21 protein-coding genes are annotated in these 19,836 nt (G+C 69.3%); 13 read left to right on the forward strand and 8 right to left on the reverse strand.

The genetic code is table 11. The features are described 5' to 3' along the window. Window positions 1-196: 196 nt before the first annotated feature. From SNAS_RS24320 to SNAS_RS24330, 3 genes are read left to right on the forward strand one after another with little or no spacing between them, the layout of a single operon-like run. Window positions 197-1,684 carry an APC family permease gene (locus SNAS_RS24320; protein WP_013020130.1) on the forward strand — a complete coding sequence of 496 codons (1,488 nt, stop codon included), beginning with the start codon at window positions 197-199 and terminating at the stop codon, window positions 1,682-1,684. A gap of 26 nt (window positions 1,685-1,710) precedes the next feature. After that, window positions 1,711-2,367, forward strand: a complete 657-nt coding sequence (locus SNAS_RS24325; RefSeq protein ID WP_013020131.1) for a GOLPH3/VPS74 family protein — start codon at window positions 1,711-1,713, stop codon at window positions 2,365-2,367. A 19-nt stretch (window positions 2,368-2,386) separates the two neighbouring features. Beyond that, window positions 2,387-3,406 carry an acetamidase/formamidase family protein gene (locus SNAS_RS24330; protein ID WP_013020132.1) on the forward strand — a complete coding sequence of 340 codons (1,020 nt, stop codon included), beginning with the start codon at window positions 2,387-2,389 and terminating at the stop codon, window positions 3,404-3,406. 79 nt (window positions 3,407-3,485) lie between these two features. Here SNAS_RS24330 and SNAS_RS37265 read toward each other — a convergent pair whose 3' ends face one another. From SNAS_RS37265 to SNAS_RS24345, 3 genes are all read right to left on the reverse strand, one after another. Then, a complete protein-coding gene (locus tag SNAS_RS37265; RefSeq protein ID WP_013020133.1) occupies window positions 3,486-3,890 on the reverse strand; it encodes a DUF3040 domain-containing protein in 405 nt (134 codons plus the stop codon). 105 nt (window positions 3,891-3,995) lie between these two features. Next, window positions 3,996-5,228: a DNA polymerase IV gene (locus SNAS_RS24340; protein ID WP_013020134.1), complete on the reverse strand. Its 1,233-nt coding sequence runs from the start codon at window positions 5,226-5,228 to the stop codon at window positions 3,996-3,998. 22 nt (window positions 5,229-5,250) lie between these two features. Then, window positions 5,251-6,426 carry an alkaline phosphatase family protein gene (locus SNAS_RS24345; protein ID WP_013020135.1) on the reverse strand — a complete coding sequence of 392 codons (1,176 nt, stop codon included), beginning with the start codon at window positions 6,424-6,426 and terminating at the stop codon, window positions 5,251-5,253. A gap of 139 nt (window positions 6,427-6,565) precedes the next feature. Here SNAS_RS24345 and SNAS_RS24350 point away from each other — a divergent pair, with 139 nt between their 5' ends. Both SNAS_RS24350 and SNAS_RS24355 read left to right on the forward strand, forming a co-directional pair. Beyond that, window positions 6,566-7,147, forward strand: a complete 582-nt coding sequence (locus tag SNAS_RS24350) for a winged helix-turn-helix domain-containing protein (protein ID WP_013020136.1) — start codon at window positions 6,566-6,568, stop codon at window positions 7,145-7,147. Next, window positions 7,147-8,409, forward strand: coding sequence for an MFS transporter (locus tag SNAS_RS24355; protein ID WP_013020137.1), 1,263 nt, complete (start codon window positions 7,147-7,149; stop codon window positions 8,407-8,409). Before SNAS_RS24350 ends, SNAS_RS24355 begins: the two co-directional genes overlap by 1 nt. Before the next feature lie 22 nt (window positions 8,410-8,431). Here SNAS_RS24355 and SNAS_RS24360 read toward each other — a convergent pair whose 3' ends face one another. Continuing rightward, window positions 8,432-9,190 carry a methyltransferase domain-containing protein gene (locus SNAS_RS24360; RefSeq protein WP_013020138.1) on the reverse strand — a complete coding sequence of 253 codons (759 nt, stop codon included), beginning with the start codon at window positions 9,188-9,190 and terminating at the stop codon, window positions 8,432-8,434. A 59-nt stretch (window positions 9,191-9,249) separates the two neighbouring features. Here SNAS_RS24360 and SNAS_RS24365 point away from each other — a divergent pair, with 59 nt between their 5' ends. The 3 genes from SNAS_RS24365 to SNAS_RS24375 all read left to right on the forward strand — a co-directional run bounded on the left by SNAS_RS24365 (window position 9,250) and on the right by SNAS_RS24375 (window position 11,088). Further along, window positions 9,250-9,906 (forward strand): class I SAM-dependent methyltransferase, encoded by a 657-nt coding sequence (locus SNAS_RS24365; protein WP_013020139.1) that lies wholly within the window; start codon window positions 9,250-9,252, stop codon window positions 9,904-9,906. 91 nt (window positions 9,907-9,997) lie between these two features. Then, window positions 9,998-10,615, forward strand: a complete 618-nt coding sequence (locus SNAS_RS24370; protein ID WP_041625146.1) for an RraA family protein — start codon at window positions 9,998-10,000, stop codon at window positions 10,613-10,615. A 29-nt stretch (window positions 10,616-10,644) separates the two neighbouring features. Next, on the forward strand, window positions 10,645-11,088 hold the full coding sequence (locus SNAS_RS24375; RefSeq protein ID WP_013020141.1) for an RpiB/LacA/LacB family sugar-phosphate isomerase: 444 nt from the start codon (window positions 10,645-10,647) through the stop codon (window positions 11,086-11,088). 4 nt (window positions 11,089-11,092) lie between these two features. Here the strand turns inward: SNAS_RS24375 and SNAS_RS24380 are convergent, their stop codons facing one another. Continuing rightward, window positions 11,093-12,559, reverse strand: a complete 1,467-nt coding sequence (locus tag SNAS_RS24380) for an outer membrane protein assembly factor BamB family protein (RefSeq protein ID WP_013020142.1) — start codon at window positions 12,557-12,559, stop codon at window positions 11,093-11,095. A gap of 110 nt (window positions 12,560-12,669) precedes the next feature. Between SNAS_RS24380 and SNAS_RS24385 the strand changes: the two genes are divergently transcribed. Together SNAS_RS24385 and SNAS_RS24390 are read left to right on the forward strand one after the other, a co-directional pair. Beyond that, complete coding sequence (locus SNAS_RS24385) at window positions 12,670-13,839, forward strand: hypothetical protein (protein WP_013020143.1); 1,170 nt, start codon at window positions 12,670-12,672, stop codon at window positions 13,837-13,839. Continuing rightward, the gene (locus SNAS_RS24390; RefSeq protein ID WP_013020144.1) at window positions 13,836-14,963 is read left to right on the forward strand and encodes a hypothetical protein; all 1,128 of its coding nucleotides are present in this window, start codon (window positions 13,836-13,838) and stop codon (window positions 14,961-14,963) included. Before SNAS_RS24385 ends, SNAS_RS24390 begins: the two co-directional genes overlap by 4 nt. A gap of 3 nt (window positions 14,964-14,966) precedes the next feature. Here SNAS_RS24390 and SNAS_RS24395 read toward each other — a convergent pair whose 3' ends face one another. Both SNAS_RS24395 and rpsD read right to left on the reverse strand, forming a co-directional pair. Then, complete coding sequence (locus tag SNAS_RS24395; protein WP_013020145.1) at window positions 14,967-16,163, reverse strand: trans-sulfuration enzyme family protein; 1,197 nt, start codon at window positions 16,161-16,163, stop codon at window positions 14,967-14,969. A gap of 58 nt (window positions 16,164-16,221) precedes the next feature. Then, entirely contained in the window at window positions 16,222-16,833 is a 612-nt protein-coding gene (gene rpsD / locus SNAS_RS24400) for a 30S ribosomal protein S4 (RefSeq protein ID WP_013020146.1), read from the reverse strand. Window positions 16,834-16,897: 64 nt separating this feature from the next. Between rpsD and SNAS_RS24405 the strand changes: the two genes are divergently transcribed. Then, a complete protein-coding gene (locus SNAS_RS24405) occupies window positions 16,898-17,635 on the forward strand; it encodes a hypothetical protein (protein ID WP_013020147.1) in 738 nt (245 codons plus the stop codon). A gap of 21 nt (window positions 17,636-17,656) precedes the next feature. Here SNAS_RS24405 and SNAS_RS24410 read toward each other — a convergent pair whose 3' ends face one another. Next, entirely contained in the window at window positions 17,657-18,394 is a 738-nt protein-coding gene (locus tag SNAS_RS24410; protein ID WP_013020148.1) for a lysophospholipid acyltransferase family protein, read from the reverse strand. Between the two features lie 133 nt (window positions 18,395-18,527). Between SNAS_RS24410 and SNAS_RS24415 the strand changes: the two genes are divergently transcribed. Beyond that, window positions 18,528-19,304 carry an alpha/beta hydrolase gene (locus SNAS_RS24415; protein ID WP_013020149.1) on the forward strand — a complete coding sequence of 259 codons (777 nt, stop codon included), beginning with the start codon at window positions 18,528-18,530 and terminating at the stop codon, window positions 19,302-19,304. After that, window positions 19,301-19,828 (forward strand): DUF308 domain-containing protein, encoded by a 528-nt coding sequence (locus tag SNAS_RS33205; protein ID WP_013020150.1) that lies wholly within the window; start codon window positions 19,301-19,303, stop codon window positions 19,826-19,828. Before SNAS_RS24415 ends, SNAS_RS33205 begins: the two co-directional genes overlap by 4 nt. Window positions 19,829-19,836 lie beyond the last annotated feature (8 nt).

Consider the following 19,836-nt stretch of genomic DNA (forward strand, 5'->3'; position numbering starts at 1 on the left):
GCCCGCCGGAAAACGAGTCCTGCGTCACACGCTGGGCAATTACCGTCGGCCTGACCGAACGGCTGATTACCCGCCACCGGATCCTCACTTGTGGTTAATGGCTATATTCGCCGGGACCGGCCGCACGTTAACCGGCTGCTCACCTCGGCATGTACCACGGCCCCGCATCACTTCGGACGTATGGGAAGGACCATAGGTGTCCACTACAGACGGCATCGAGAGGTTCGGCTATCGGCAGGAACTGAGACGAACGGTCGGATTCGCCGATCTCGTCTTCTACGGGCTGATCTTCATGGTGCCGATCGCGCCGTTCGGCATCTTCGGCACCGCGTTCCAGATCTCGCACGGCATGGTGGCGCTGGCCTACCTCGTCGCGCTGATCGCGCTGATGTTCACCGCCTGGTCCTACGCGCGGATGTCGGCCGAGTTCCCCATGACCGGCGGCGTCTACAACTACGCCGGACGCGGCATCAGCGCCCCGGTGGGCTTCCTGTCCGGCTGGATGATCCTGCTGGACTACCTGCTGCTGCCGATCCTGCTGTACATCATCGCCGCCATCGCGATGGCCAGCATCGTCCCCGCGGTTCCCGTGTGGATCTGGCTGCTGGTGTTCATCGCCGTCAACACCGTCATCAACGCCACCGGCATGAAGATGACCATCGGCGTGATCCGGCTGTTCATCGTCGGCGAGATGCTGGTGCTGGCGCTGTTCCTCGTCTTGGGCGTCAGCGCCGTCCTCAGCGGCAAGGCCGAGTTCTCCTTCGACCCGATATTCAACCCCGGCGAGTTCAGTTTCGGACTGGTCCTGGGAGCCGCCTCGATCACGGTGCTGTCCTTCCTCGGCTTCGACGGCATCGCCCTTCTGGCGGAGGAGAACCGTGGCAGGGCCAAGCAACTGGGCCGGGCCATGGCGCTGGCACTCATGCTCGCGGGCCTGCTGTTCATCGCCCAGACCTGGGTGGCGGCACTGCTGGTGCCCGACCCCGAAGCGCTCATCAACGCCGACCCGTCGGTGCGGCCCGCCGACCAGCAGCTGCTGGACAACGCGTTCTACAACTCCGCCGAGGTCGCCGGCGGCTCGTTCCTGTTCACGACCTGCGCCCTGGCCACCGCGCTGGCCTGGGGCATCGCCGACACCATGGTCGCCCAGGTCGCCAGCTCCCGGCTCATCTACGCGATGGCCCGCGACCGGCAGCTGCCCCGGTTCCTGTCCAAGGTCTCGGTACGGTTCGCCGTGCCCACCAACGCGATCTACCTGGCCGCCGCCCTGTCGCTGGTGGTCGGCATGACCGTCTTCGAGTTCGCCGGCGCCGGACCGGGCATCTTCAAACTCCTGGGCATCACCGCCACCGGCAACTCGGTCGGCTTCCTCACCTCGATCATCAACTTCGGGGCCATCTGCTCCTTCCTGGCGCTGCACGTGGCCGTCATCTGGCACTTCGTGTTCAAGAAGCGCTCCCGCAGACTGTTCAGCGACCTGGTGATCCCACTGTGCGGACTCGGCGTGCTGGGATCGGTGGCCTACTTCAACAGCGCCCCCGCGCAGTTCACCGGCCTGGTGTGGTTGGGGATAGGGTTGATCATCTTGATCGGCCTTTACGTGGCGGGACGCAAACCCACCCTGACGCGCACCCTCGATGAGCAGGGCGACTCGTTTCACGCCGCGCCGAAACGGCACGCGTGATTCATCCCTATCCGTAGGAAAAACCTGTGAATGACCGTCTCCCGGTTCGCGATGAGCTGTACCTGTTGGCACACAACGAATCTGGTAAACCGCTCATCGCGATGCCACTGCTGGGTCTCGGCCTGGCCGCCGCGCTGCTCATCGAGCTGACCATGTCCCGTCACGTCGACGTCGACTTCGACAAGGTCGTGACGAGGCCGCAGCCCGCCAACTTCTCGCAACGCTCCCTGTCCAGCATCGCCAACAACGCACTGTCCGAACTGTACCGTTCCCGCAACCGGCCGCCGAGCCCGGTCAACGTCCTCTTGGTGTGGAGCGAGGACATCTACGAACGTGTGCGCGGCGAACTGCTGGCCGCCAACCTGGTCTCCCCCATCACCGTCCGCCGCTTCGGCCTGCTGTCGGGCACCGAGTACCGCTCCGACGAGGCCGCCATCGTGCGCTCCCGCACGGCGCTGCGCCGCGTCGTCATGTCCGAGGCCAGCCCCTCGGCCGAGGACGCCGCACTGTGCGGGCTGCTCGTCGACCTGCAACTGGAGCGCAGCCTGCACCTCAACGTCAACGCCGGTTGGCTGCGGCAGATGCTCAAGTCCATCGGCGCCCGCCAGCCGATCCCGATCCGGCGGATCGTCGACGCGCTCACCGAGGCGGTGCGGTACAAATCCACACACGGCACCATCTGAACTCCAGGGAAGGGAAACCATGGGAATCGAACCGGTCGACATCGACCCCAAGCCCGAGCAGCTCACCTACACCTTCGGCGGCGGCCAACCGCTGGCCCGGGTCAAGCCCGGCGTCCCGCTGCGGCTGTACACCGAGGACTGCTTCGGCGGCCGGATCCGCACCCCCGACGACCTTCCCTCCAAAGTGGTCAACTTCCCGTACGTCAACCCGGTCACCGGCCCCTTCTACGTCGAGGGCGCCGAACCCGGCGACACCCTGGCCCTCCACTTCGCGTCCATCACCCCGGCCCGCGACTGGGCCTCCGCCGCCACCCTGCCCCACTTCGGCGCGCTCACCAGCACCAGCCACACCGCCACCCTCCAGGACCCGCTCCCCGAACGCGTCTGGATCTACGACGTGAACCGCGAAGCGGGCACGGTCACCTACCGCGCGGCCAACAGCGACTTCACCGTCGACCTCCCCCTCGACCCGATGCACGGCACCGTCGGCGTGGCCCCGGCCCACGGCGAGGTCCGCAGCACCATCGTCCCCGACGCCCACGGCGGCAACATGGACAGCCCACTCCTGCGCGCCGGGGTCACGGTCTACCTCGGCGTCAACGTGGACGGCGCCATGTTCGCCATCGGCGACGGCCACTGCCGCCAGGGCGCGGGCGAACTGACCGGCACCGCGGTCGAGGCGGCCATGCGCACCGTCGTCATCCCCGAGGTCATCAAGGGCCACGCCACCCCCTGGCCCCGCTTCGAATCCGACACCGCACTGATGTCCACGGGCTCCACCCGCCCCCTGGAGGACGCGTTCCGCATCAGCCAACACGACCTGGTCGGCTGGGTCGGCGCCCTCACCGACCTGGACACGATGGACGCCTACCAGCTCCTCAGCCAAGCGGGCCAAGCCCCGGTCGCCAACGTCTGCGACCCCAACTACACGATGGTGGCCGCCGTCGACAAGCGCTACCTCCCCAAGGCCACGGCCTACGAGGGCGTACACGCCCACCTACGCGACACAGCCCGCACCGCTGGCTTGACCAGCGACTGACGACCGCCTGACTTGGGCGCAGGTTTTTGCCGCCGGACATCCGTCCGGCGGCATTGGTGTTGCTCGGCTCGTTGGCCGGTTACTGCCAGCCGTTGTCGCGGCGGCGCCGCCAGCGCTCTTCGAGGCGGTCGCCCCAGGAGCTGCCGCCGCCGGGGTGACGTTTGGTGGGTTTGCCGGTGCGGCGACGGGCCTTGCCGCCCACGGCCGACAGTTCGCCCGAGCCCTTGCGCTGGATGTGCAGGGCGACCAGGATTCCCACGAAGGCCACCACCGCGCCGACCGCACCGATCCACAGGGAGTTGTTCATGACTCCCAGCACCATCACGATCAACCCCACGACGGAGATGAGCCCACCAATAATCATGCGGCGACGGCCGCGATGGCGTGGATCGTGCGCTCGCACAGCCGAAGCGAACTTAGGATCGTCGGCGAGCGACCGCTCGATCTCGTCGAACACTCGTTGTTCATGTTCGGAGAGCGGCACGGCACTCCTCCTGCGGTCTACAGCGGTTGCGGTTTGACAACCGGTCTTCAGGTTTCCAAGTCTACGGTCAGATTGACGCGTCCGGAACCCGGTTCGGTTCCGAATTTAGCGGTCTTTGACCTCTTCCTCCAACAAACTAGCCGGTCGGACGATACGGGAACCATATCGGTCGCTCAGGGTGTCGATGGCGCGTTCCACATCACGCCACCCGTGCTCGGGAGAGTCGAGGGTGGGCTGCCAGCCACGGCCGCCGGAATCGGCCAGGCCCTCCAGCCGGACGCCGATGAGGCGGACCGGGCGGGTGACGTTGGCGGTGACGAGTTCGGCGGCCACCGTGTACACCTCTTTGGCCAGGTCGGTGGGTTCGATGAGGGTCCGGGAGCGGGACAGGGTGGTGAAGTCGGAGTAGCGGATCTTGACCGCGACGGTGCGGCCGGTGACGGCGGCCTTGCGGGCCCGGGCCGCGACCTGGCGGCTCAGCCGCAGCACGGTCTTGCGCAGTTCGTCGGCGTCGGCCACGTCCGCGTCGAAGGTCACCTCGGCGCTGACCGACTTGTCCACTCTGGTGGTTTCGACCGAGCGGGGGTCGAGGCCGTTGGCGAGGGCGTACAGGTGGGCCGACGACGCCTTGCCGACCGCCGACTCCAGTTGCCGTTGGGTGGCGTGGGCGATGTCTGCCACCGTCTCCAGGCCGAGCCGCCGCAGGACCGCGGCGGTCTTCTCCCCCACGCCCCACAGCGCGGTGATCGGCAGCGGGTGCAGGAAGCCGAGGATCCTGTCGCGCGGCACCACCGCCAGGCCGTCGGGTTTGGCCTGAGTGGAGGCCAGTTTGGCGATGAACTTGGTGGCCGCGACGCCGACGGTGCAGGTGATGCCGTGTTCGGCGTGGACCCGGGTCCGGATCTCGGCGGCGATGGCGCGGGCCGAACCGAACAGCCGGGCCGAGCCGCCGACGTCCAGGAACGCCTCGTCGACCGACAGTTTCTCCACCAGCGGCGTGTACTCGGCGAAGATCGCCATGACGGACTTGGACACCCGGGAGTACTCGCGGCCGTCGGGGTGCAGGAACACCGCGTGCGGGCAGCGTTTGCGGGCCACGGCCATGGGCATGGCGCTGTTGACGCCGTAGGGCCGGGCCTCGTAGCTGGCCGCCGAGACCACGCCGCGCGGCCCCAGGCCGCCCACGACGACGGGTTTGCCGCGCAGTGCGGGACGGCGCGCGATCTCCACCGAGGCGAAGAACGCGTCCATGTCGACGTGCAGGATGGGGCAGCCGGTGTCGTCGAGGTCGGGCCCGAAGGAGTCCGAGGTAGCTGCCGAAGGCGTCGTGCGTCCCACGGGTCCGCAGCGTACTCGCCGGTTACGACACTCGGTAACTCCACAGCGGAATCGCCAGCTCGGCGGCGGTGAGGCCGCCGTGGAATCCGACGAAGCTGTTCAGCGGTGGGATGTCGGAGTCGCCGCCGATGATGACGTGGCGCCGGTTGCCGGTGACCACGACGTCGCCGATGCGGGGCAGGTGCTCCGGGGTGACCGTGCCGAACCGGCCGGTGGCCACCGCCTCGTCCCGGGTGAGGACCTCGACGCGGTCGCCCAGCGTCTCGCGCCAGGCGGCGGCCACGTCGGCCACAGCGCCCGGCCGGGTGTGGACGTAGCGGGACCGGGGTTCGCCGACGACCAGGCGCACCCCGTCGCGCAGGTGAGGGTGGTCGGCCAGGTCGATGTGGTCCTCGCGGGGAACCTCGATCATGCCGTGGTCGGCGGTGACCAGCAGCGCGGCGTCGGCGGGCAGGCCGTTGGTGATGAGCCGCAGCAGCCGGTTGACGTTGGCCACGGCCGCGTGCCAGGGCGCCGAGCCGGGCCCGTAGCCGTGGCCGCGCTTGTCCACATAGCCGTAGTAGCAGTACACGAGCGAGCGGTCGCCCTGCGACAGCGCCTTGTGGACCTCCTGGGCGGTCTCGGCGAGACTGTCGGCGGGGGCGATGGCGCCGCCCCGGAAGATCGCCTCGGTGAGTCCGGCGTCGACGAACTCGGGCCGGTGCACGATCGTGGTCGCCACCCCCGCGGCGGCGGCGCGCTCGTAGCAGGTGGGCACCGGCTGCCAGGAGCGCGGATCGGGACCGTCGGGGCCCCAGGCGATATGGGTGAGCATGTCCTCGGTACCGGGGATGTTGACCGTGAAGCCGGTCAGGCCGTGCTGGCCGGGCGCGACGCCGGTGTTGAGCGAGGCGATGCTGGTGGGGGTGGTGGATGGGTAGTTCGTGGTCAGTTCGCGCAGCGTGCCCAGTTCGCCGTCGACGGCGGCGGCCAGGTACTCGGAACTGGCGGCCGCCTCGCGCAGCAGGTGGTATCCAAGGCCGTCGACCAGCAGCACCACGACGCGGCGGATGTCGGCCAGTTCGGCGTCGGCCAGGCCGAGGACGTCGTTGCCGTCCGGAACCTTGAGCGCCGCCAGCACCGACGGCAGGATGTCGCTCAGGGCGGCCTCCCCGTAGCGCGGCGAGGCGGGTTCATATAGTTCGGCGTCGATCTCCATGGTGGCGACGGTACTCGAATACGGATACGACTGCGGGTACTGACAGCCCGTGAACCACCTGGAGTCGTTGGATTGTCACTATCCGAATAATTGCAGTAGAAGTCTTGTGGACCTCTTCGCGCGAGCATAGATTTCCGGCATGTCCGAGGTCAGACGCATCACCGATCCCGAAACTCTCAAGGCGCTCGCCCACCCGATGCGGCAGAAACTGCAACGGCTGCTGCTGCAACTGGGCCCGGCCACCGTCGGCACGCTCGCCGAGAAGGTCGACGGCGATCCGGGCCAGGTCAGCTACCACCTGCGCAAGCTCGCCGAGGCCGGGTTCATCGAGGAGGCGCCCGAACTGGTGCGGGACTTCCGGCAGCGGTGGTGGCGGGCGGTGCTGGAGCCGCATTCGTGGTCCTCGTCGGACTTCGAGTCCCCTGCGGGCCGCGTCCTGGTCAAGACGCTCAACGCGCAGTGGGTCGTCGAGCAGTTCCAGGCGGTGCGCGAAAGCCGCAAGTCCACCGCGAAGGAGCAGTTCGGCGAGGAATGGCAGGGAGCTTCCACCTCCAGCCAGTCGTTCCTGAGGCTCACCGCCGCCGAGACCATCGAGATGGTGGCCGAGTTCCAGGCGCTGTGCAAACGCTGGTCGCGCTACAGCGAGGAGCACCGCGACGACGGCACGCCTGGACGCGAGAACGTCCGCTTCTTCTACCACACCTTTCCGGAGCGTCCCTGATGTCACAAGCCCCCGCCACCCCTGCCTCCGCTCCCGGCCCGGCTCGCGCCGACGCCCCGCCCGCACGCCCGGCCTACCGCGACGGCGCGTACCTGCGGTACACCGCCGGTCAGTCGATCTCGATCGTCGGCGACCAGGTCTGGTACGTCGCGCTGTCGTGGGCGGCGGTGCAGCTCGCCTCGCCCGCCGTCGCGGGTCTGATCATGACCGTTTCGGCCCTGCCGAGGCTGATCCTGCTGTTGCTGGGCGGCGTCTATGTGGACCGCTTCGGGCCCAAGAAGCTCATGATCGGCAGCGACCTGCTGCGCGTCGTGGTGTCGCTGACGGCCGCCGCGATCGCCCTGGCCGCTCCGAGCATCGCGCTGCTGGTCGTGGTCGGGCTGGTCTTCGGCATCGTGTCGGCGGTGTTCATGCCCGCCGCCGGAGCCATGGGCCCGTTGCTGCTGAGCAAAGAACAGCAGACCGCGGGGGTGGCGTTGCGGGAGCTGTCCGGCCGGATCGCCCTGACGGTGGGGGCGCCGCTGGGCGGCCTGCTGGTCGCGGTCGGCGGACTCTCACTCGCCGCCACAGTGGACGCGTTCACCTTCGCGCTGTCGGCGTGGACGCTGTGGTCACTGCGGCCCCGGCAGGCCGCCAAATCCGACCGGCCCCCCGCCCCCACCGGCGCGGCGCTCAAGGAGGGGCTGTCCTACCTGTGGAACCACGGCCTGGTGCGCAACCTCATGCTGGCCGGGCTGCTGGTGAACCTGGGCTTCGTCGGCCCGATGAACGTGGGTCTGGCGCTGCTGTCCGAGGCTCGCGGCTGGGGTGCCGGGGGCATCGGTTACATGCTGGCCGGTTTCGGTGGCGGCGCGGCCGTCAGCGCGCTGATCCTGTTGCGGTTCAAGCCGCGTCGGGCGACCGGCCTCATCATCGCGGCGTGCGCGGCGCTCCAGGCGGTCGCGGTGTTCGCGCTGGCGGTGGTGCCGACGGTGTGGTTGGCGGTCGCCGCGACCAGCGCGACCGGCCTGGTCTCGGGTGTCATGGGCGTCCTGATGGGCTCGCTGGTCCAGGTCAACACGGACGACGCCTACCGGGGCCGGGTGTCGAGTGTGTCGACCGTGCTCAACTACGGCATCACGCCGCTGGCGGTCGCGGGCAGCGGCATCGCGGTGGCCACCGCCGGGATGACGGCGACCTTCGCGGTCAGTGCCGCGCTGATCCTTGCCGGTGGCCTGGCATGCGTCGCCCGCCGCGACCTGCGCACCGCCCAGCTGCCGTAACGCCGCGACGGCCGCGACCGGGCTACCCGACGGGCTTGCGAGCCAGCACGTGGATGTGCGTCGCGATGTCCCGATACGGCGCCAGGGCGGCCGTCGCGGCCTCGAACTCCCGCAAGGCTTGCGCCGCACCGGGTTCGGTGTCCCGGCCGCCCGGCGTCATGTCCGCCAGCACCTGCACCCCGTGCCGCTGCTCCACGGTCAGCCCGCCGCTGGCCACCAACGTCACCAGTTCCTCCGGATCGAAGCGGCGGCACAACGTGTCCCGCTCCCCCACGCGTCCGTCCGGGTCGTTCAGCAACGCCATCGCCGCCGACAGGTTCCCGATCAGCGCGCGCGACAGCACCGCCCCGACCCGGTTGGCTCCCAGGATGCTCGCCGCTCCGCCCGGGGCCAGCACCGAGGCGATCGCGTCCATCGACAGTTGCGGCGAGTCGACCATCTCCAGCACGCTGTGGCACAGCACCAGCCGCACGCTGCCGGGCTCGACGAGTCCGGTGAGCGCGTCGGTGTCGCCCTGCACCGCCGTGACGCGTTCGGCGACCCCGGCGTCGGCCGCGCGCCGCGTCAGTCCCGCCAGCGCGTTGGGGCTGGGGTCGACGACGGTGACCTCGTATCCGGCCTGCGCCAACGGAACCGCGAACCCGCCGGTTCCGCCGCCGACGTCGACCACCCGACAGGGACCCTCCACAGTGTCACAGTCCATGGGCCGGGCCAGTTCGCCGGTCACGACCGACCACACCACGGCCAACCGCGACGACGGCACGGCTTTCAACGCATCCACGCCGCAGAGCCTAGCCCAGGGCTCCGGGTATCGTTGCCCCACGCCAAAGTGGAGGATTCATGCGACCCGATCCCGACGCCCACACCCGCGAGCTGGCCGCCAAGGCCACGACCGACCCGACCGGCTGGTTCGAGGAGCTGTACGCCGAGGCCGCCGACGGCCGCGCCACCGTCCCGTGGGACCGGGGCGTACCCGCCGCGCTGCTGGCCGAGTGGGCGCGTGACCTGGACGGCACCGGCAAACGCGCCATGGTCGTCGGCTGCGGGCTGGGCCGCGACTCCGAGTTCATCGCGAGCCTGGGCTTCGACACGGTCGCCTTCGACGTCTCCGCGACCGCGATCGCCACGACCAAGGCCCGGCACCCGGATTCGAGGGTCGACTATGTCACCGCCGACCTGCTGGACCTGCCCGGCGACTGGCGGCACGCCTTCGACCTCGTCGTGGAGGACATGACCGTGCAGTCGCTGCCCGATCCGCCCCGTGCCCAGGCGATCGCCAACATCCCGCCGCTGGTCGGCCCCGGCGGCACGCTGCTGGTGGTGGCCGCCGCGAACCTCACCGGTGCCGCCACCGACGGCCCGCCCTGGCCGCTGGTCCGCGCCGAGATCGACGCCTTCGCGACCGACGGCCTGCGGGCGGCGAACGTCGAGTGCGTTCCCGACGCCACCGACCCGGCGATCAACCGGTGGCGGGCCGAGTTCCGGCGCCCCTCCTGAGCCCCGATCGGCTCGGCCGGTCCCCCGGCCGTCCCGTGATCCGGCTCGCTTGAGCGTCCGCGACCACCCCGGCTTGGGTAACCTCAGCGCTGTGACCACCGGATTCGAGAACGTACCCACCACCGCCCTCGCCGACGTCCTGGGCCGCGCCCAGGTCATGGACACCGGGATCCGTCCACTGTGGCAACCGGTTCCGTCCGTCGCGGGCCCGGCGTTCACGGTGCGCTGCCCGCCCGGCGACAACCTGATGCTGCACGCCGCGATCTACCGGGCCGAGCCCGGTGCGGTCATCGTCGTCGAATCCGGCGACCTCGACTACGCGCTGGCGGGCGGCAACGTCTGCGCGGTCGCGCAGCGGCGTGGCGTCGCGGCCTTCGTCGTCGACGGACTCATCCGCGACCTGGCCGAAGTCCGCGACAACGGCTTCCCCGTGTTCGCACGCGGCGTCATCCCGATCCCGGGCACCAAGAAGGCCGTTGCCCCGCTCAACGGCGAAGTGCGATGCGGTGGCGTCACCGTCAACGGCGGCGACATCGTCGTGGCCGACGAGGAAGGCGTCGTCGTCACCCCGTTCGCCCGCCGCGACGAGGTGGTCGCCGCCGCGCGCGAGAAGCTCGCCAAGGAGGAGGCGCAAACGCTCGACGACTGGGAGGCCGAGCACCGCGCCCGTATCGACAAGATCCTCACCGACAACAACTTCGAAGGCTGAACCCGACGAGCGAAGGGTAGAACTGGGGCATGCGTATTTCCGTAGCCGCCGACTGCACCGACGGCGTCGCCGGGTCGCTTATCCAGGCGCTGGAATCCCGGGGGCACACGGTGATCCCGCACGGCATCCTCGCCGAGGACGACCGCGACGACTGGGCCTGGTGCTGCGCCGCAGCAGCCGCCGACGTGGCGGCGGGCCGGGCCGATCAGGGACTGGTCGCCTGCTGGACCGGCACCGGAGCCTCGATCGCCGCCAACAAGGTCGACGGCGTCCGAGCGGCCCTGTGCACCGACGCGGCCACCGCCGACGGTGCCCGCAAGTGGAACGACGCGAACGTGCTGGCGTTGAGCCTGCGACTGACCTCGGCACCGCAGCTGGAGGAGATCCTGGACGCCTGGTTCGGCGGTCAGCCCAGCACCGACGCCGATGACGCGGCGAACATCCGCCACCTGGGCGAACTCGAACGCCGCTGACGGGTCAGTCGATCGCGTACAGCTTGATGTCGCCGTTGTCGAGGGTGGCCACCCAGTCGTCGCCGCTGCCCGCGCACTGGCCCGGGTAGGCCTCGATGTCGCCGCTCTTGATGCCGATCCGCGCCCAGCACGGCTCCTCGTCGTAGCCTTCGTACATGCTGGACACGACGTACCCGCCGATGAACCCGGGGCCGTCGTGACCGGACACATCCGGTGCGGCCCAACGCTTCTTGTCCTTGCCGGTGTTGTAGAGGACCAGCTTGTCCCCCTGCGTCACCAGCGCGTGCTTCCCGGTGGCCCGCACGGGATCAGCCTTCTTCGGGGCGGTCCATGCGACATCGCCGGTGGCGAGGTCGACCACGACGGGCCTGCCCTTGCCGTTGAGCCCCATGATCCGGCCCTCATACGCGTCGGGAAGGTCGTTGCAGTCCGAACCGTCGGCCTCCATGGGAGTGCCGACCTCGCGCTTCCAGGTCTGTGATCCGCTGTAGACGTTCCAGGCGGTCACGGCGACCTCGCAGCCGTCGGCGGGGTTGTCGTCGTGGCCGACGCGTACCAGCGTGTCCTTCGCGAGCAGCGGCGAACCGCCGTCGTCGTAACCGGCGCCGAGCACCGCGCCGCTGCCGGTGTCCAGCACGCTGATCCTGATGTCGCCTCCGCTCGTCACATGGCTTTGCAGCACCACGAACGCGCCGCCGGGGTCGGCGTCGATGACCTGGGTGCTGGCGTACGTCGGCGTCGACCAACGCACCGCGCCGGTGCGCGCGTCATGGGCCGAGATCACGCATTCGCCCAGTTCGCCGTCCTGGCCTCCCTGGCACACCGACAGGTACGCGGCGTCGCCGACCAGTTCGACGAAGGACGCCTCCGCGTTGGTCCACAGTTTCTTGCCCGTCGCCGGATCGACGAAGTCGGTGATCTTGTGACCCGGCCATGAGTCCTCGTCGGGGTCGTCCCGGCTGAACGCGACCGAGCTGTCACCGATGATCGCCTTCTCGTCGCTTTCGTCGACCTCGCGGTCCCAGACCCGCTTGCCCTTGCCGTCGAGCCCGGACACGGTGTCGTCGCTCCCGTTCACCACATACCCGTCGCCCACGGGGAGCAGTTCGGAACCGTCTTCGACGTCCACGCCACTGCTGGTCCACCGTGGCTTGTCGTCCACGAGCGGGTGGTCCTTCTCGTCGTCCGGCTCGGGTTCGTCCTCGGACGGCAGTTCCACCGGCTGCTCGTCCAGCAACGGGACGGTGCGCCCGGTGTCGACCGCGACGTCGGGGCCAGGCTGCCCCGAACCGCTGGTGAACACCACCGTCAGCACCACGGCGAGCACGACCATCCCGGCGGCGGCCCCGGCGAGGAGCCGGGTGCGGGGATTGGCTCGCCGCACCAACGCCAGCGCCACGGCCGCCGCGTCTCGCACCGACGCGGGGCGCGGCAGCGGGTCCTGCGGCGGCGTTGACTCATCGGAATTCATCGATCTTCCTCATCCTCGGGTGGCGTCGACACGATAGCCTGCTCACGCCACAACCGCTGGTTGCGCGACGGTCGTACTATGCCCGGTGCGAACCCACCCCAGGAGCCCCCGTGGACACCGAGACCGATTCCCCGCGAGTCGACGAGCCCGAAACCGGACCGTCGGCTCCCGTCGTCGTGGACGACGACCGGGTACCGCTGCGCGTCAAGATCGGCTGGTTCGCCGGGATCGCCGCCGGGCTGGTCGGCCTGGGGACGTTCCAGGTGGTCAGCAGCGAGGCGAACTCCCCCGAGGGAGTGGTGACGGGGTTCTTCGAGGCGCTCACGGCCGGGGACGTCGACACCGCGTTGACCTATGTGGAACCGTCCGCGGTCCCGATCGGCGAGGAAGCCCGGTTCCTGACCCCCGCCGCCATCAACCGCGACTGGAAGGTCACCGCCATCGGCGATGCCGAAGCCAACGAGTACCAGACCGAGTTCGAGGTGGAGGTGACGATCGGCGGCCCCCGGGGCACCGCGTCGGGCAGCTTCACGGTGGCCGGGGACAAAGAGGACGGGTGGCTGCTGCAGGACCCGTTCGCACCGGTGATCTTCCCGCGCTCGCCGCTGCGATACCCGCAGGTCAACGGATACATCCCGAAGCCCCAGGCGAGCCGTGAGATAAGCAAGGGCACGGGATACCGACTGTTCCCCGGCATGTACACGTTCTACGAGGACATTCCCGAAACCCTGTCCGTCAAGGGAGTCAAGACGCTCGCCGCGTTTCCCACCGGCGAGCGCGCCGACTACACCGAGGGGACGTTCCACCCCGGACGCGTCACGGCGAAGTCCAAGACGCTCGCGTCGGCCAACAACCGGATCAAGACGCTCGTCGACTCGTGCGCCGAACAGTCCGTCGCCGAGCCGTCCGGCTGCCCGTTCGGCGTCGGCGACTTCGTCAACACCAGCGACGGCAAGCACGTCGAGGAACTCCGCTCGCTGAGCTGGAAGGTCGAGGAATACCCGAAGGCCGGACTGGTCGACGCGCGCTTCGACGCCGACGGCGACACCTATGAGAACACCGGTTTCCGGGTCCTGACCAAGACCGCCGGAGCCGTGACGCTCAAGGGAACCGGCATCGACACCGACGACAAGACCACCAAGTTCAGCGTCCGCTGTCGCATCGACCTGGACAGCCTCGCCGCGACCGTCGACCCCAAGGGAGTGGTCACACTGTCGCCTCTCGCCAACACCGAGACCGACCGGGGATCCGGTTCCTGCGCCAAGGAGACCTCGCGGTGAGGCGCCGCCTGATCAGGATCATCGCCAAGGTCATCCGGCGGCCGCGTTCCTGGCGCCGCGCGATGAGCGCCGGGTTGACCGCGCGCGCCTCGGCCGCGCTGTCGGCGCTGCTGGCCGGGCTGCTGCTGGCCTGGGCCGGGAGCTTCACGGTGCTGCCGCACCTCCAGTCCGGGCCCGCCGACCTCGTCGAGGACTACCTGAACGCGTTGCGGGACAAGGATGTCGAGGCCGCGCTCGACATCGCCGGCGCCCGGCTACCCTCCGGGGACCAGGCCGTCTTCCTCACCGAGAAGGCGTTGTCGTCCGACTGGCGCGTCGACTCTGTCCAGCAGCTGACCCCGGCCATCGACGCCGGAGTCGGTGTCACGGCGACGATCGCCGACGAGTCGGGCCGGGTCACCCGCGGCAAGTTCTTCGTGTCGGACAAGAGCGGTGAATGGCGGATCCGCAACCCGTTCGTGAAGGTCACCCACCATGGCGTCCTGCCGTTGTCCTACCTGGACCTCAACGGCGTCTCGGCGGCGCTGCCCGACCCCGCCTCCGACCCCGAGGCGGGCACGTTCCCGGTCTTCCCCGGCTCCTACCGGCTGTACTCGGGCCAGGCGTCGCTGTTGACGACGGACCCGGGCCACGCGCTGCTGCTGCCGGGTGAAAGCGATGACAGCGATCCCCAGCCGCAGGGGCTGGACACCGCCGTCAGCGTCTCCGACAAGGGCGTCAAGGCCGCACAGAAGGCGGTGAACTCACTCATCGACACCTGCGCCGACTCCGATGAGGTGAATCCCCGCGACTGCCCGTTCGCGGGCGCCGACGACTTCGACGAGATGACGGGCGACGACCGCGTACTCGGCGACGTGGAGGACGTCGAGTGGAAGGTCGGCGACTATCCCCGGATCGGGGTGACCGACAGCGACAGCGGCGTCTTCGGGCTGGTGCGGCACGACGACGCCACCATCAAGCTCAGCGGCACCGGCGTGGACCTCTACGGCAGCGAGAAGCGGGTGAAGTTCACCGTCAAGTGCTCCTACGATTTCGGCGACGCGAGAGCCACGTTGTCGGCGTCGGGAAAGTTCTCGATCACCTTCACCGACAACGCGAGCGCGTTCGCCGACTGCCAGCGGTGAGGGCTACAGCTTGTCCAGCGCCCGCATGAAGTCGATGACCAGGTCGTCGACGGCCTCGATGCCGCAGGAGATCCGCACCAGGTCGTCGGTGACGCCCACCGCCGCGCGGGCCTCGGCGGTCATGCCGCCGTGCGAGGTGACCGCCGGACGGGTGATCAGCGATTCGACACCGCCCAGGCTGGGTGCCGAGTAGGGCAGCTGCACCAGTTCGCACAGCGACTTGGCGGCTTCCAGACCACCGGCCGGACGGATGCTGAGCATGCCGCCGAATCCGGAGTGCCGGACGTCGCCGGTGCCGCCGGAGCCGGTGAACAGGGCGCGGGCGATCTCGTGGTCGGGGTGGGATTCCAGGCCCGGGTAGTTGACGACGTCGACCTTGGGGTGCGCCTCCAGGGCGGAGGCCAGCGCGAGCGCGTTGGCGTTTTGGGCCTTGACCCGCAGCGCGAGCGTCTTGAGTCCGCGCGCCAGCAGGAAACCCGCGTGGGCGTCGAGGCTGCCGCCGTAGTGGTTGAGGGTCTTGCGGACGGCGTTGACGCGGTCGGCCGAGCCCATGACGGCCCCGGCGACCAGGTCGGAGTGCCCGTTGAGGTACTTGGTGGCACTGTGGATGCTCAGGTCGAACCCGGCCTTGATGGGCTGGAAGTTGACCGGGGTGGCGAAGGTGTTGTCGATGATGGACACGAGGCCGTGCTCGGTGGTGAAGTCGGCCACCTCGCCCAGCCGTCCGACCCGCATCAGCGGGTTGGTGATGGACTCGACGTAGAAGGCCTTCGTGTTGGGCTGTTTCGCGGGTTCCCAGGTGTCGGGGCGGTGCGGGTCGACGAAGGTGTAGCTCCAGCCGTTGTCGGCGGCGTGGTGGGTGATGAAGTCGTGGGTGCCGCCGTAGAGGGTGTCGCCGATCAGCAGGTGGTCACCGGCGCGCAGGACGCTGTGCAGGGCCGCGGTGATGGCGGCCATGCCGGAGGCGGTGGCCAGCGCCGCCTCGGATCCCTCCAGTATGGCCAGTTTGTCGTGCAGGTAGACCTGGGACGGGGTGGAGTTCAGCCGCAGGTACTTGATGTCGTGGTAGTCCGTGCCTTCGTCCACTGAGTACACAGTGCCCTGGTAGATCGGGAACACCACCGATCCCTCCGGGCCGGGGCGGCGCTCGCCCGCGTGCACGGCGGTGGTCTCGATCTGGAATTCGTCGTGGTGTGACATGCGAACCTCCGAGGAGTCGGCTGGGCACGGACTACCCCGAATGCTGCCATGCGCCCGATCAGCGGGAGTAGAACTCCACGACGAGCTGTTCGTCACAGACCACCGGCACCTGGGCGCGCGGCGGTTCGGCGATCAGCCGGGCCTTGAGTTCGGGCAGTTTGGCCTCCAGGTAGCCCGGCAGCGGTCCGGATCCGGCCCAGGCTCCGGCGGCGGCCAGCTGGAACGGGGTCTTGTCGCGGCTGCCGGGGGCGACCTGGACGACGTCACCGGGCTTGAGCCGGTAGGAGGGTTTGTCGACGCGGCGGCCGTTGACCAGGAAGTGACGGTGCACCACCTGCTGCCGGGACTGGTAGATGGTGCGGGCGAAACCGGCGCGCAGCACGAAGGCGTCCAGACGGCGTTCCAGCAGCGAGACCAGGTTGTCGCCGGTCTTGCCGTCGCGGCGCACCGCCTCGGCGAAGGCGCGCTTCATCTGGGCCTCGCGGATGTTGTACTGCTCCCGCAGCCGCTGCTTCTCCAGCAGCCGTCGGCTGTAGTCGGATTCGGAACGGCGCCGACGGCCGTGCTGGCCGGGCGGGAACGGGCGGCGCTCGAAGTACTTGACGCATTTGGGGGTGAGCGCGATTCCCAGTGCCCGGGATCGTTTGGCTTTGGGTCGGGGCCGGTTCACTAATCCTCCTGTAGTTTGTTTAGGGTGACCTTAGTAAGCGTAGCCTAACCTAAGGAGTCGGGTCATGTTCGTCGCCCCCGCCGAGCTCGCGCGCACCCTGACCGCCGGGCATCAGCCCGCGACCGTCCAGGTCGCCTGGAACGAGACCATGTGGACGGTCAACGCCTCCGCCGATTCCGAGGGCACACCGTTGTTGCTGCTGCCCGACGCGGACGGCCTGACCGCCGCGCTGCGCGACAGCCGCGGCATGGACACCGCCGTGGCGATGCGCTTCGACGACGAACCACCGCTGCCGTGCGCGCCGTGGCTGGGCAGCGCCTGGGTCGCGGGCTGGGCCGAGCCGGTGCCCGAGTCCGGACAGCGGCAGGCCGCGCTGGCGTTCTCGGAGGTCAACCCGGTGCCGGAACTGCTCGACGTGGGGCAGGGACACACGATGTGGCGGGTGAACGTCGCCGAGGTGCGACTGCAGTGCGGCGACGAGCTGACCGACATCCCGGCCGCCGACTACGCCGCCGCCGAACCGGACCCGTTCTACCCGCTGGAGGTGGAACTGCTGCTGGACCTGTACGACCACCACCCGGAGGTGCTGCACGCCCTCACCCACCGCATCGAGCACCAGCTGCCCAGCGTGCGACGGGTGGCGCCGCTGCGGATGAACCGGCACGGCATCGTCGTCGACGTCCACTGCGCCGAGTCCGTCGACCCGCGCCGGTTCCTGATCCGGCACCGCCAGGGCGTCACCTGCGTCGACCAGGTGCTGGCCAGCCTGTGCCGCTGCGACTGCGCGGCCGCCGCGAACTGAGCCGGAGGCAGGGGCTGAACCTCAGCCCTGCCGCTGCCGTTCGATCCGCACCGCCTCGGCCTCGGCCGCCGAGGCGTCGGCCTTGTCCTTGAGCGCCTTGACCTTCGTGGCGTACTCGTCGACATAGTCCTGACCGGACAGTTCCATGAGGGCGTACATGATCTCGTCGGTGATGGCGCGCTCCACGGCGCGCTCCCCGGCCAGCCCCGCGTAGCGGGAGAAATCGATGGGTTCACCGATCTTGATGCGCACCCGGCCGATCTTGGGCAGCCGCTTGCCGATCGGCTGCAACTCGCCGGTGTTGATCATCGCCACCGGGATCACCGGCGCACCCGACTGCATCACCATCCGGCCCACGCCGGTCTTGCCCTTGTACAGCTTGCCGTCCGGAGACCTGGTGCCCTCGGGGTAGATGCCGAACAACTCCCCCTCGCGCAACACCCGCAACCCGGTGTCCAGGGCCGCCTGCGCCGCCGAGCCGCCGGTGCGGTCCAGCGGGATGCAGCCCACGCCGGAGAAGAAGAACCGGGAGAACCAGCCCTTGAAGCCCTTGCCGGTGAAGTAGTCCGACTTGGCCACGAAAATGATCTTGCGCCGCACCACGAGCGGGAGAAAGATGGAATCCGAGAACGACACGTGGTTGCTGGCGATGATCGCGGCACCCTCCTTGGGAATGTTGGCGCCGCCTTCGACCTTGGGCCGATAGATCAGCCACAGCCACGGACCGACAACGACCCATTTCAGTACCGAATACAGCACGCTCGGCTCCTCATTCCAGTAGTACCTAGAGATTACTCAAGTCCGGCCCGCCCGCGCAGGCCCGAGGTACCGTGCACACCAGCGACTGTGCCCGCGTGCGAAGATTCTCATCAGACGAAGAAAGGTGCGCCGCGTGACCGTACTCGACGGGGCCGAGGCGATCCACCTCGACGCAGGCCCCGAGACCCCAGCATCCATTGTGGCGTGTCATGGTTTCTCCGGCACCCCCGCCTCCGTCCGGCCCTGGGCGGAACACATGCACAAATGCGGATACACCGTGACCGCCCCCCGGTTGCCCGGGCACGGCACCCGGTGGCAGGACATGGCCGCCACCCGCTGGCCCGACTGGTACGGCGCCCTGGAACGCGCCTTCGACGACGCGCTCGCCCGCGACAAGCCGGTGTTCGTCCTGGGCCACTCCATGGGCGGGACGCTGGCGCTGCGGCTGGCGCAGCAGCGCGGCGCCGAGATGGCCGGGCTGGTGCTGTGCAACCCCTCGCTGTTCGACAAACGCTGGATGGTGCGGTTCGGGGTGCCGGTCGTCAAGCACTTCATCCGCTCGGTGCCCGGCATCGGCAGCGACATCGCCAAACCCGACACCTTCGAGACCAGCTACCCCCGGGTCCCGCTGGCCGCCGTCCACTCGCTGTCGCAGCTGTGGCGGATCGTGTCCGCCGACCTGGCCAAGGTCACCCTGCCGATCCGGGTCTTCCACAGCGCCATCGACCACGTCGTCGAACCCCGCAACACCCAGCTGTTGCTGGCGGGCATCCGCAGCACCGACGCCCGCGACCACATCCTGCCCCGCAGCTACCACGTGGCCACTTTGGACTACGACGCTCCCCAGCTGTGTGAGGGCACCGCCGCCTTCGTCGCCGAAAGGCTCAAGTCTCTACAGGAGACCTCATGACGAGACACTCCGACGACGACCCCGACCGAGACCGGGCCGGAGGCGCCGAGGAACCCGGCGAAGGAGCCGACCGGCTGGACCCCAGCGAGGTCGACGAGCGCTTCGCCGAACTCATCGCCGACCTGAAGGACGACACCCCCGGCTGGCCCGAGGACGAACCCAAGTCCGACGAACCCGCCCGCCGGGCCCACCCCTCCTCCGGTGACGACGACGAGCCGTCGCTGCTGGAACTGTGGGACACCGAGCTCGAGGACGATGACGACGACGAGGAGGAGGACACCTACCGTCCGCCGCCGCCACCGCCGTTGCCGGTCCCCTCGCTCCCGGCGATCCTGGGCGTGCTGCTGATCATCGGCGGGCTGGTGCTGATCGTGCAGCCGAGCCTGCTGGACGTCGGCGAGGGCCTGGGCCGCACGACGGGCATCGCCGCGTTCGGCGGCGGCGTCCTGATGCTGATCTGGCGGCTGCGTCCCGAACCCGAGGACGGCGAGGACGACGACCCCGGCAACGGCGCGGTGGTGTGACACCGCGA

This window comes from Stackebrandtia nassauensis DSM 44728, assembly GCF_000024545.1.
GTDB lineage: Bacteria > Actinomycetota > Actinomycetes > Mycobacteriales > Micromonosporaceae > Stackebrandtia > Stackebrandtia nassauensis.